This window comes from Streptomyces sp. NBC_00582, assembly GCF_036345155.1.
GTDB lineage: Bacteria > Actinomycetota > Actinomycetes > Streptomycetales > Streptomycetaceae > Streptomyces.
In genome coordinates this window covers 8,521,271-8,533,340 of sequence record NZ_CP107772.1, presented here as the reverse complement: position 1 = coordinate 8,533,340, position 12,070 = coordinate 8,521,271, and the positions used below count along the sequence as shown (strand labels likewise).

12 protein-coding genes are annotated in these 12,070 nt (G+C 71.1%); 4 read left to right on the top strand and 8 right to left on the bottom strand.

Annotation, left to right across the window (positions count from 1 at the left end; genetic code table 11):
* Positions 1–55: 55 nt before the first annotated feature.
* Positions 56–1,189, top strand: coding sequence for an FMN-binding protein (locus OG852_RS38605; protein ID WP_330350311.1), 1,134 nt, complete (start codon positions 56–58; stop codon positions 1,187–1,189).
* A 55-nt stretch (positions 1,190–1,244) separates the two neighbouring features.
* On the top strand, positions 1,245–1,985 hold the full coding sequence (locus tag OG852_RS38600; RefSeq protein WP_330351571.1) for an FAD:protein FMN transferase: 741 nt from the start codon (positions 1,245–1,247) through the stop codon (positions 1,983–1,985).
* A gap of 108 nt (positions 1,986–2,093) precedes the next feature.
* Here OG852_RS38600 and OG852_RS38595 read toward each other — a convergent pair whose 3' ends face one another.
* Genes OG852_RS38595 through argC form a run of 5 tightly spaced genes read right to left on the bottom strand, consistent with a single transcriptional unit; the run spans position 2,094 to position 6,921 of the window.
* Positions 2,094–2,639, bottom strand: coding sequence for an arginine repressor (locus OG852_RS38595; RefSeq protein ID WP_133913407.1), 546 nt, complete (start codon positions 2,637–2,639; stop codon positions 2,094–2,096).
* A 7-nt stretch (positions 2,640–2,646) separates the two neighbouring features.
* On the bottom strand, positions 2,647–3,840 hold the full coding sequence (locus tag OG852_RS38590; RefSeq protein ID WP_330350310.1) for an acetylornithine transaminase: 1,194 nt from the start codon (positions 3,838–3,840) through the stop codon (positions 2,647–2,649).
* Positions 3,837–4,748, bottom strand: coding sequence for an acetylglutamate kinase (gene argB, locus OG852_RS38585; RefSeq protein WP_133913409.1), 912 nt, complete (start codon positions 4,746–4,748; stop codon positions 3,837–3,839). Before argB ends, OG852_RS38590 begins: the two co-directional genes overlap by 4 nt.
* A complete protein-coding gene (argJ, locus tag OG852_RS38580) occupies positions 4,745–5,896 on the bottom strand; it encodes a bifunctional glutamate N-acetyltransferase/amino-acid acetyltransferase ArgJ (RefSeq protein WP_133913410.1) in 1,152 nt (383 codons plus the stop codon). Before argJ ends, argB begins: the two co-directional genes overlap by 4 nt.
* The gene (argC, locus tag OG852_RS38575; protein WP_133913411.1) at positions 5,893–6,921 is read right to left on the bottom strand and encodes an N-acetyl-gamma-glutamyl-phosphate reductase; all 1,029 of its coding nucleotides are present in this window, start codon (positions 6,919–6,921) and stop codon (positions 5,893–5,895) included. The genes argJ and argC overlap by 4 nt, the downstream gene beginning before the upstream one ends.
* A gap of 160 nt (positions 6,922–7,081) precedes the next feature.
* Between argC and OG852_RS38570 the strand changes: the two genes are divergently transcribed.
* Positions 7,082–7,747 (top strand): hypothetical protein, encoded by a 666-nt coding sequence (locus OG852_RS38570; protein ID WP_133913412.1) that lies wholly within the window; start codon positions 7,082–7,084, stop codon positions 7,745–7,747.
* Positions 7,748–7,786: 39 nt separating this feature from the next.
* On the opposite strand, the gene OG852_RS38565 is transcribed toward OG852_RS38570, so the two are convergent.
* Positions 7,787–10,276 (bottom strand): alpha-L-arabinofuranosidase C-terminal domain-containing protein, encoded by a 2,490-nt coding sequence (locus OG852_RS38565; RefSeq protein WP_133913413.1) that lies wholly within the window; start codon positions 10,274–10,276, stop codon positions 7,787–7,789.
* A 145-nt stretch (positions 10,277–10,421) separates the two neighbouring features.
* Between OG852_RS38565 and OG852_RS38560 the strand changes: the two genes are divergently transcribed.
* A complete protein-coding gene (locus OG852_RS38560; RefSeq protein ID WP_133913414.1) occupies positions 10,422–10,865 on the top strand; it encodes a DUF6314 family protein in 444 nt (147 codons plus the stop codon).
* Here the strand turns inward: OG852_RS38560 and OG852_RS38555 are convergent.
* Complete coding sequence (locus OG852_RS38555) at positions 10,847–11,440, bottom strand: histidine phosphatase family protein (protein WP_133913415.1); 594 nt, start codon at positions 11,438–11,440, stop codon at positions 10,847–10,849. The genes OG852_RS38560 and OG852_RS38555 overlap by 19 nt on opposite strands.
* A gap of 162 nt (positions 11,441–11,602) precedes the next feature.
* Positions 11,603–12,055 carry a GNAT family N-acetyltransferase gene (locus tag OG852_RS38550; protein ID WP_133913416.1) on the bottom strand — a complete coding sequence of 151 codons (453 nt, stop codon included), beginning with the start codon at positions 12,053–12,055 and terminating at the stop codon, positions 11,603–11,605.
* Positions 12,056–12,070: the final 15 nt, after the last annotated feature.

Below are 12,070 nucleotides of genomic sequence, written 5' to 3'. Positions count from 1 at the left end.
CACCACTCCCGGCCCGTGACGTGGCCTTCAACAGGAATCAGGAGCTCAGGAAGAGATGAGGAAGAGCCACCCTCTTCGGCGGGTCGTGCTGGCCAGTGCCGCCACCGTGTCCGGGATCGTGCTGCTGCTGTCGCTGAAGCCGGCGACGGACCCGACGTCCACCCAGGCGGCGGGCGCCGGCGGAACGGCGGCGCAGGAAGCGGCCCAGGGCGGGGCCGGGGCGCCCGTGTCGGGCACGATGACCGGTGACGCGGTCAAGACGCAGTACGGCGACGTCCAGGTCCGCATCACGGTCGTCAACAACAAGATCACCAAGGCGGAGGCCGTCAAGGCGCCGTCGGGCGGCACCAGCACCCAGAAGTCCGAGCTGGCGATCCCCAAGCTGAACGCGGACGTCGTCGCCAAGCAGAGCGTGCAGATCGACACCGTCTCGGGCGCGACCTACACCAGCGAGGGCTACAAGAAGTCCCTCCAGTCGGCGATCGACAAGGCGAACGCGAGCGCGGGCTCCTCCCAGGGCTCCGGCTCGGGCTCCGGCTCGGGCGCCGTGCAGGCCTCCGGGACCTTCACCGGGGACGTGACGACGACGCAGTACGGCGACGTCCAGGTGCGGATCACGCTCGCCGACGGCAAGATCACCAAGGCGGACGCCGTCAAGGCGCCGTCCGGCGGGACCAGCACGCAGAAGACGGAACTGTCCGTCCCGAAGCTGAACCAGGCGGCCGTGGCGGCCGGCAGCGCGGACATCGACACGGTGTCGGGCGCGACCTACACCAGTGAGGGCTACAAGAAGTCGCTGCAGTCGGCGCTGGACAAGGCGGCGAAGGCGAGCGCGGGTTCGTCGTCGGCCTCCGGCTCGGGATCGGGATCGGGTTCGGGCTCCGGCTCCGGCTCCGGTTCGGGTGCGGCTCAGGCCTCCGGCACCTTCACCGGCAAGGTGGCGCAGACGCAGTACGGCCCGGTACAGGTGCGGATCACGGTCGCGGGCGGCAAGATCACCAAGGCGGAGGCGGTCCAGGCCCCCTCCGGCGGCACCAGCACCCAGAAGACCGAACTCTCCGTCCCCAAGCTCAACCAGGCGGCGGTCGCGAAGTCCAGCGCCGACATCGACACCGTCTCCGGGGCCACCTACACCAGCGAGGGCTACAAGCAGTCCCTGCAGTCGGCGCTGGACCAGGCCGGTGACTGACACCGTGGCCGAGTCGGCAGCAGCTCCCGCCGCGGTACGTCACGCGGAGGAGGTCATGGGGACGGTCTTCTCCTTCGACGTCCGCGGCGGGGAACCCCGGGCGGTGCGTGCGGCGCTGGACGAGGCGGTGGCCTCCCTGCACCGGGTGAACGAGGTGTTCAGCACGTACCGCGAGGACAGCCAGGTCTCCCGGATGGCGCGCGGTGAGCTGAGCGTCGGGGAGTGCGATCCCGAGGTGGCCGAGGTGCTGGACCTCGGCGCCGAGGCGGAGCGGGTGAGCGACGGCTGGTTCAGCATGCGCTACGAGGGCCGGCTCGACCCGACCGGGATCGTCAAGGGCTGGGCCACCGAGCGGGCGGCGCGGCTGATCTCCCGGGTGGCGGGGGTGAGCGGGGTCAGCGTCAACGGCGGCGGGGACGTGCAGTTGCTGGGCGTGCCCGGGCCGGAGCGGCCGTGGCGGGTGGGGGTGTCCGACCCCCTGCGGCCGGGCGGACTCGCGGCGGTCGTGTCGGCGGCGGGAGCGGACGAGCTGGCGGTGGCGACGTCGGGCACGGCGGAGCGGGGCGCGCACATCGTCGACCCGCGGACGGCCCGATCGGCGGTGACCGATCTGGTCGCCGTGACGGTGGTCGCCCCCCGCCTGACCTGGGCGGACTGCTGGGCCACGGCGGCTTTCGCGATGGGTTCGCGGGAGGCGCTGGCGTGGCTGGAGTCCCTGCCGGACGTGGAGGCGCTGCTGATCACGGCGGGCGACGAGGTGCGCTGCACGGGAGGCCTGGCCCGGCGTCTGGGCTGAGCCGGGGGTGGGTCACGCGGCCCGGCGCCGACGGGGTTTTGGGCACGCCGGGAACCGCGCGATCAGCCCCCACGCACCGCAGTCGGCGAACCCCCGCAGCCAGCCCCCTCAGTGGCCGTTCTGAGCCAACCGCAGAAGGTGATCCGCGAGCGCCTGCCCACCCGTCGGCTCCCGGCTGATGAGCAGCAGCGTGTCGTCGCCGGCGATCGTCCCCAGGATGTCGTGCAGCTCGGCCTGGTCGATCGCCGAGGCGAGGAACTGGGCCGCACCCGGCGGGGTGCGAAGGACCACGAGATTCGCGGAGGCCTCCGCGGAGATCAGCAGCTCCTGGGACAGCCGCCGCATCCGCTCCTCCTTCGCCGACTCCCCCAACGGCGCCCGAGGGGTCCGGAAACCCCCCTCACTGGGCACCGCGTAGATCAGGTCGCCGTCGGTGTTGCGGATCTTCACCGCGTTCAGCTCGTCCAGGTCCCGCGACAGCGTCGCCTGCGTCACGCTCAGCCCGTCGTCGGCGAGCAGTTTCGCCAACTGGCTCTGCGAGCGCACGGGTTGCCGGTTGAGGATGTCCACGATCCGGCGGTGGCGGGCGGTGCGGGTCTGCGGCACGGCGGGCCCGTTGGCCCCGGCCTGCTCGTGGTCCTGCGCCTGGCTCATCGTCGTCTCATTCTCCGGATCCGTCCCCGCTGGCTGTGTCGAGGATGCCGGGCAGCGCCCCGAGGAACGCCTCCACCGCGTCGTCGCCGAGGTTCAGCGGCGGCATCAGCCGGACGACGTCGGGGGCGGGCGCGTTCACGAGGAATCCGGCCTCCTGAGCCGCCTGCTGCACCTGGGGCGCGAGCGGCTCGGAGAGCACGATACCCAGGAGCAGACCCGCGCCCCGGACATAATCGATCAACGGATGGCCGAGAGACTCGATTCCGCCGCGCAGCTTCTCGCTCTGCCGCTTGACGTTCTCCAGCAACCCCTCGTTCTCGATCGTGTCGACAACGGCGAGCCCGGCCGCGCAGGCGACGGGGTTGCCGCCGAAGGTCGTCCCGTGGTGGCCGGGCTGGAGCAGCTCCGCGGTCCGTCCGAAGGCGACGGTCGCGCCGAGCGGCAGCCCGCCGCCGAGGCCCTTGGCGAGGGTCACGACGTCCGGCAGGACACCCTCGTGGGCCTGGTACTCGAACCACTGCCCGGTCCGGCCGATGCCGGTCTGCACCTCGTCCAGGACCAGGAGCGAGCCCGTGGCGGCGGTGATCGCCCGCGCCGCCTTCAGATAGCCGGCCGGGGGCACGACCACGCCGTTCTCGCCCTGGACGGGTTCGATGATGACGAGTGCCGTGTCCTCGGTGACCGCGGCGGCCAGCGCCTGCGCGTCGCCGTAGGGGACATGGGTGACGTCACCGGGCAGCGGCAGGAACGGCTCCTGCTTGCCGGGCTGGCCGGTGAGCGCGAGGGCGCCCATGGTGCGGCCGTGGAAGCCGCCGGTAGTGGCGACCATCCGGGGCCGCCCGGTGAGCCGGCCGATCTTGAAGGCGCCCTCGTTGGCCTCGGCGCCGGAGTTGCAGAAGAACACCTTGCCGTCCCGGCCGAAGTGGTGCAGGAGCCGTTCGGCGAGGGCGACGGGCGGTTCGGCGATGAACAGGTTCGACACATGGCCGAGGGAGGCGATCTGCCGGCTGACCGCCTCGACGACCGCCGGGTGGGCGTGGCCGAGCGCGTTGACCGCGATGCCGCCGACGAAGTCGACGTACTCGTTGCCGTCGGCGTCCCACAGCCGGGCGCCCTCGCCGCGCACCAACGGCAGCCGCGGGGTGCCGTAGTTGTTCATGAGCGCGCCCTGCCACCGGGTGGTCAGTTCCTGGTTGCTCACGCGGACTCCCCCTGCTGCTCGTCGGGCACGACCATCGTGCCGATTCCTTCGTCGGTGAAGATCTCCAGCAGGATCGAGTGCTGGACCCGCCCGTCGATGACCCGGGCTGTCGGCACACCGTTGCGGACGGCGTGCAGACAGCCCTCCATCTTCGGGACCATGCCGGCGCTGAGGTCCGGCAGCAGCTTCTCCAGCTGGGAGGCGGTCAGGCGGCTGATCACCTCGTCGGACTCGGGCCAGTTCTCGTAGAGGCCCTCGACGTCGGTGAGGACCACCAGGGTTTCGGCGTCCAGTGCCGCAGCGAGTGCCGCAGCCGCCGTATCAGCATTGACGTTGTAGACATGTCCGTCGTCCTCGGAGCGGGCGATGGAGGAGACGACCGGGATACGGCCGTCGGCGAGCAGTGCCTCGATCGCGCCCGTGTCGATCGCGGTGATCTCGCCCACCCGCCCGATGTCGACCAACTCGCCGTCGATCTCGGGCTGGTGCTTGGTGGCGCTGAGGGTGTGCGCGTCCTCGCCGGTCAGACCGACGGCGAGCGGCCCGTGCTGGTTGAGCAGTCCGACGAGCTCGCGCTGGACCTGTCCGGCGAGCACCATCCGTACGACGTCCATGGCGTCCTCGGTGGTGACGCGCAGACCCGCCTTGAACTCGCTGACGATGCCGTGCTTGTCGAGGGCGGCGCTGATCTGCGGGCCGCCGCCGTGCACGACGACGACGTTGAGTCCGGCGTGGCGCAGGAAGACGACGTCCTGGGCGAAGGCGGACTTCAGCTCCTCGTTCACCATGGCGTTGCCGCCGAACTTGATGACGATCGTCTTGCCGTTGTGCCGGGTCAGCCAGGGCAGGGCCTCGATGAGGATCTGGGCCTTGGGGAGCGCGGTGTGCTTCCGCGTCGGGTTGCTCATGACGAGTACGCGCTGTTCTCGTGGACGTAGTCCGCGGTCAGGTCGTTGGTCCAGATGGTGGCGGTCTCGGTGCCCGCGGCCAGGTCGGCGACGATGTGCACCTCGCGGTAGCGCATGTCGACCTTGTCGCGGTCCTCTCCGACGCCGCCGTTCTTGCAGACCCAGACGCCGTTGATGGCGACGTTGAGCCGATCCGCCTCGAAGGCGGCCCGGGTGGTGCCGATCGCGGAGAGGACGCGGCCCCAGTTGGGGTCCTCGCCGTGGATGGCGCACTTGAGGAGGTTGTTGCGGGCGATGGAGCGGCCCACCTCGACGGCGTCGTCCTCGGAGGCCGCGTTGACCACCTCGATCCTGATGTCCTTGCTGGCGCCCTCGGCGTCCCGGATGAGCTGCTGGCCGAGGTCGTCGCAGACGGACCGTACGGCGGCGGCGAACTCCTCGTACTCCGGGGTGACGTCGGAGGCGCCGGAGGCGAGCAGCAGCACGGTGTCGTTGGTGGACATGCAGCCGTCGGAGTCGACGCGGTCGAAGGTGACCTTGGTGGCGGCGCGCAGCGCCCTGTCCAGGGTCCCGCTGTCGACGTCGGCGTCGGTGGTGAGGACGACCAGCATGGTGGCGAGGCCGGGGGCGAGCATGCCGGCGCCCTTGGCCATGCCGCCGACGGTCCATCCCTCGCCCTGGGCCACGGAGGTCTTGTGGACGGTGTCGGTGGTCTTGATGGCGATGGCGGCCTTCTCGCCGCCGTGCTCGGAGAGCTGGGCCGCGGCCGACTCGACGCCCGGGAGCAGCTTGTCCATGGGGAGCAGGACGCCGATGAGCCCGGTGGAGCAGACGGCGACCTCGCCCGCGCCGACGCCCAGCACGTCCGCGGCCTTCTCGGCGGTGGCGTGGGTGTCCTGGAAGCCCTTCGGGCCCGTACAGGCGTTGGCGCCGCCGGAGTTGAGGACGACGGCGGAGAGCTCACCGCTCTTGAGCACCTGCTCGGACCACAGGACCGGCGCGGCCTTCACACGGTTGGAGGTGAAGACGCCCGCGGCGGCGCGGCGCGGCCCGGTGTTGACCACGAGGGCCAGGTCCGGGTTGCCGTTCTCCTTGATCCCGGCGGCGATGCCGGCCGCCGTGAATCCCTTGGCTGCCGTGACACTCACGGTGCGACTCCGATCGTCGAGAGCCCTGTGTTCTCGTGGAACCCGAGGGCGATGTTCATGCTCTGGACGGCACCACCGGCCGTGCCCTTGGTGAGGTTGTCGATGGCGCTGATCGCGATGATGCGGCCCGTCGCCTCGTCGTACGCGACCTGGATGTGAACGGCGTTGGAACCGTTCACGGACGCGGTGGCGGGCCACTGCCCCTCCGGCAGCAGATGCACGAAGGGCTCGTCGGCGAGGGCCTTGTCGTACGCGGCGCGGACGGAGTCGGCGGTGACACCGGGCCTGGCCTTGGCGCTGCACGTGGCGAGGATGCCGCGGGGCATCGGCGCGAGGGTGGGCGTGAAGGAGACGGAGACCCGCTCCCCCGCCGCCGCGCTGAGGTTCTGGACGATCTCGGGCGTGTGCCGGTGGCCGCCGCCGACGCCGTACGGCGACATGGAGCCCATGACCTCGGAGCCCAGCAGATGCGGCTTGAGCGCCTTGCCCGCGCCGGAGGTTCCGGAGGCGGCGACGATCACGGCCTCGTTCTCGGCGAGCCCGGCGGCGTACGCCGGGAACAGCGCGAGCGAGACGGCCGTGGGGTAGCAACCGGGGACCGCGATGCGCTTGGACCCCTCCAGCGCGGCGCGGCCGCCCGGTAGTTCGGGGAGGCCGTAGGGCCAGGTGCCGGCGTGCGGGGAGCCGTAGAACCGCTCCCAGTCGGCCGCGTCCCGGAGCCGGAAGTCGGCGCCCATGTCGACGACGAGGACGTCCGGGCCGAGCTGTTCGGCGACGGCGGCGGACTGGCCGTGCGGGAGGGCGAGGAAGACGACGTCGTGTCCGGCGAGGACCTCGGCGGTGGTCTCCCGCAGGACGCGGTCGGCCAGCGGCAGCAGATGCGGCTGAAGGGCGCCGAGCCTCTGGCCCGCGTTGGAATTGCCGGTCAGGGCGCCGATCTCGACCTCGGGGTGCGCGAGAAGCAGGCGCAGCACTTCGCCGCCCGCGTATCCGCTCGCTCCGGCCACCGCCGCACGTACCACCATGGACTCCTCCTCCTGGACGGCATGACTATACGTTTCGCTGCACTTTTATGCAATCCAATCGGGAGTGGAACCACCGGTGCCGGAATCGGCGTCCGCCGATCACGGGTCCGCCGGTTCGGCGGAAGGACCCCGACCAGAAGGGGGACAGACAGTGATCGCCATGACACCGATAACCGGCCTCGACCTCACCGGCTTCACCGAGTACGAGCCGGGGGCGTGGGAGGAGAGCTCGGGGGTGGCCCTGTCGGTCCACTTCTTCCCGGTGGTTCCCGACCTGCCGGCCCCTCTGCACGAACTCGAGCGCCTCCGGGCGGGACTGGCGCAGGTCGCGGCGGGGGTGGGGGGCGGCCTGGTCGAGGCGGCGCCCGGTACGGTGGACGGCTTGCCGGCCGTGCGCCAGCTGGTGAAGGTCCCGCTGGGCGCCCGGTCCGGGCAGGCTTTCATCGGCAGCCTCACCGTCCCCAGGGCGACGTGCAGCACCGTGGTGAAGGTGCAGGCCGCCGAAGGGGGGACCACCGGGCTGCGGGAGGCGGTGATCATGGCCGAGGTGGGCCCGGACGCCTATTTCCGGGCGCACCCCTACGGGGACGGCGAGCTCGGCGGCCTGCCGTCCCATGTGGCGGACGACGAGGAGTGGGACGCGCGTTTCCCCGACCATCCGCTCACCCTGGTGCGGGCGACACTGCGGCGGATCGCGCCGACGGTGACGCTCGACGACGGCTTCAAGGCGCTGCCACCGTTCGGCGGGCCGGTGCCTCCGCAGCCGGTCCCGCAGACGCCGCCCCAGCCGCCGAAGCGGGGCTGGTTCCGGCGCCGGGGCGCCTGACGGGCGTGGACGGCGGCCGTCCACGCCCGCGCCGACCGGCTACCTCTGCTTGATCCGCAGGAACGTGACCGAGTTCGCCGGGAAGGTGTACGTGAACCGGTCGGCGACGCCGGTGAAGGTGGACGTCACCGGTGCGACCGGGGTCGCCGTCTGCGTGTTGACCGCGTCGGGCGCGGCGGTCAGGGTGGTCACCCGGGCCTTGGAGGCGACCTTGGCCCCACCGAGGTCGATCGCCGTGCGGGCGTCGGCGGACTGGGCGTTGACGACCTTGACGATCAGGTCGCCGGTCCTCCTGTCCTTGGTGACGACCTGGCGGAACGGCTCGGCCGGCTTGTCGTCGGTGAAGCTGCCCCACTCCTCGCCGTCGAGGAAGAGGGTGACCTGGCGGCCCCGCACCTTGATGTCGATGTCGTAGGCGCGGCCCGTCTCGATGGTCCCGGCCTGGGAGATCAGGGTGGACTTGCCGCCGTCCACGGCCTGCTCGACGGCGGTGGTGGTGTTGTTCCAGCCGCCCAGGTTCCACCAGTAGTAGCTGCCGGTGTCCTTGACGCCGAAGGCGACGAGGAAGCCCTCCTTGCCGGACTTCTTGGTGGCCTTCACGTGCAGGTCGTAGTCGTGCCAGTGCACGTCACCTGCGGAGACCATGGTGTTCTCGGCGGCCACGTCGGTCTGGACGTACTGCCCGTCCTGGAGGGACCAGCTGCCGCCCCCGGTGTGGGTCCACTGCGCGGCGTCGCCCGAGAAGTCGTCCGTCAGCAGGGTCGCGCCGTCCGCGTCCGTGACCCTCACATCGTCGTACGCCGCCGTGGTCGCCCAGGTCGACAGGCCCACGGCGCCGCTGATCGGGCCCTGGAGGGACGGGGTGCCGGTGGCGGTCGAGGGGACCACGCGGTCGCCGACGTTGGTCATGAACAGCTTCTGTACCTCGTAGTTGGCGGAGTTCCAGGAGGCGTGGTTGTTGAACCACACCATGTCCGGGCTCCACTGGACGTAGTCCTCGTTCGCGAACAGCGGGGCGTAGGAGGCGAGTTTGACGACGTCGGCGTTGCGTTCCAGGCCGGTCATGAAGGCGGCTTCGGCGAGACCGTTCTTGAAGGCGTTGCCCCAGGAGGCGTACTCGCCGAGGAAGACCTTCGGGCCGCTGCGGTCGTAGGAGTCGTAGCGGTCGTTGTTCTGCAGGAACCACTGCGGGCTGTTGTAGTAGTGCTCGTCGACCATGGCGACCTTGGCGTCCCTGTTGAGCCGCCAGGCGGTGTCGAAGGTCGAACCGGCGTCGTCGGGGCCGGAGTTGGAGATCACCGTGATGCCGGGGTATTCGGCCTCGATCGCGGCGCGGAACTCCTTGAACCGGGCGAAGAACTCAGTGGGGAGGTTCTCCTCGTTGCCGACCTCGATGTGGGTGAGGTGGAAGGGCTTCGGGTGGCCCATCCGCGCGCGCAGCTTGCCCCAGGTGGAGGTGACCGGGCCGTTGGCGAACTCGATCAGGTCGAGGGTGTCCTGGACGTGCCGCTTGAGCAGCGCGTCGTCGACGACGGCCTCGTTCTGGCCGCAGCCGGTCACCAGCGCCGGGACGACGGGCAGCGGCATCGCGCCGATGTCCTCGGCGAGGCGGAAGTACTCGTAGTAGCCGAGGCCGTAACTCTGGTTGTATCCCCAGAAGTTGGAGTTGGTGGCGCGCTCCTCCACGGGCCCGACGGTGTCTTTCCACTGGTAGGAGCGGGCGCGCTGCCAGTTCGACGCCTCGCTGTAGTCCTGCATGGAGCCGGTGTTGACCAGGCAGCCGCCGGGGAAGCGGACGAAGCCCGGGTGCAGGGCGGCGATCTTCTCGGCGAGGTCCTTGCGCAGACCGTTGGGCTCGTGCTTGTAGGTGTCACGGGGGAACAGCGACACCATGTCGAGCGCGGCCGCAGCCGAGGACGCCACGGTCAGCCGGCCGGTGCCGGAGGTGCGGGTGGCGGTGAAGCCGGCCCGGTACTCGGCCCAGCCGCCCGTGCCCACGGCGACCTGGCGGGCGGTGGCCAGCGCGCCGTCGGCGTCCTGCAGGGAGACCGTCAGCGTCGTACCGGCGTCGGCGCGGGCCCACACCGAGAAGTCGTACTTCTTGCCCTCCTCGACGTGCACCCCGGTGTTGTAGCCGGCGTTGGTGACGGAGGAGCCGGCGGCCAGGGAGAGGTAGTTCCGGTTGCGGTCGTTGAGCCGGCCGTCGTCGTTCACGACGTTCGCCGAGCCGGAGACCGTCCAGGAGGTCAGCGGGGTGTACGAGCGGTTGTCGACGGTCGCGTACTCGAAGGACCGGTTCTGCACCAGCTCGGCGTACAGACCGCCGTCGGCGGCCCGGTTGATGTCCTCGAAGAAGACGCCGTACATCGTGTCGTCGATCTTCGGGCCCTTGGCGGTCGGGTCGACGGTGAGGGTGTAGTCGGTGGCGTCGGCGGCCCCCGCGGGGGCGGCGGGGATCCCCGCGACGGCCAGCAGGAAAGCGCTTGCTCCGAGGGCGAGTCTCAGACGGTTGCGGGTGGTGCGTGGCATGTACACTCCGCGGCTCTTGGGGGTCGTGTGCAGGTGTCGTCGCCCGTTTGCCCGTTCGAAATACTGGACAGCGGTCAACACTTCGAACGGCAAGATAAAGAGGCGGCATGAGCGCGTCAATGGGGCGGGCACGTAGGGTCAGGGCATGAACGCGTTCCTGGCGGTTGCCGATGTGCTGGCCCATCTCGCCGGGCGGTGGCACGTGGAGCGCGTGGTGCGGGATCCGACGAGCGGCGGTGAGGGACGTTTCCGGGGCACCACCGTGTTCAGCCCGCTGGACGGTGGCGGGCTGCTGCACGAGGAGTCCGGCACGTTCACCTGGCAGGGCACGGGCCGACCCGCCGAACGCACCCTGCGGTTCCTGCCCGGTCCGGTGCCGGGCACGGCGGACGTCCGGTTCGCCGACGGCCGGCCCTTCCACGACCTGGACCTGACCACCGGCCGGCACACCGCCGTCCACCCGTGCTCCGCGGACCTCTACCGCGGCGAGTTCACCGTCCGGGACGCGGACCACTGGCGCACGGTGTGGCGGGTCGGCGGTCCCGCCAAGGACCTGCTGCTGACCACGGACTACGCGCGCGTGGGCTGAACCGTCGCCCCTTCGAGGCGCAGGTTCCAGCGCCCGCCCCGGCCGGTGACGGTACTCGTCGACAGGGGGCGCACATCGATGTTCCAGTACGTCGACGGCGGCGCCTTGAGCGCGTAGACCAGGGCCGCCCTGATCACGCCGGGCTCGGCGACCGCGACGATCCGGTCGCCGTCCCCGAGCGGCCGGGTGTCGAGCCAGTCGCCCACCCGGGTGATGAAGTCCAGCAGGGACTCACCGCCATGGGGGGTGGCCAGCGGATCGGTCAGCCAGGCGTCCACGGCCGCCGGCTCCCGGGCCATCGCCTCCCCCAGCGTCAGCCCCCGCCAGCGGCCCATGTCGCAGTCCCGCAGGGCGAGCTGCACCAGCGGGGCATAGCCGAGGGCGTCGCCGGTGGTGCGGCTGCTGGGGGTGGGCGAGCAGTAGCGCAGCTCGGCGGCGGCGAGGGGCAGGAGGTCGGGAACCACCCGCTGCACCTCGTCCCAGCCCGCCTGGTCCAGCGGCCGGTCGTCCTCGAAGCGCTCCGCGAGCAGCGGCGAGCTGCGCGCGGCTGCGACGAACGTCACCCGAAGTGGCATGCGGTGATGGTGAGCCGAGCAACTGCGCAGGTCAAGGGGTGTCGGGCGACGTGCACCGGAATTCTTACCGGCGAGTCGAGAAGTGCCGGACAAGTCCTGAGAAAACGAGCGTCGCACCACTGCCATGCGCCGAACCCCGAGCGACGGCCCCGCGCCACCGCCTCAGGCCACCCCGAGCTTGGCGAAGATCAGCGCCATCCACCGGTCCGGCTCCTCCAGCGCCTCGAAGCCGATCTTCTCGTACACCCCGTGCGCGTCCTGCGTCGCGAGCAGGATGCGGCGCAGTCCGTGCGGCAGCAGATGGTCGCGCACGGCGGCGACGAGCGACGTCCCGATGCCCTTGCCGCGCACCGCCGGGTCCACGTACACGTCGCACAGCCAGGCGAAGGTCGCCAGGTCGGTCACCACGCGCGCGTAGGCGACCTGCTCACCGGAGGCGGTGTCGTAGACCCCGAAGTTCAGCGAGCCGGCGATCGCCCGGTCCTGCTTCTCGCGCTCGCGCCCGAGGGCCCAGTACGTGTCGGTGGACAGCCAGCGGTGGACGCGTCCGGCGTCGAGGCGGGCGGGGTCGGCGGAGATCTCGTAGCCCTCGGCGAGGGGCGGGACGTCGTTCATGGCCGGATCCTCACA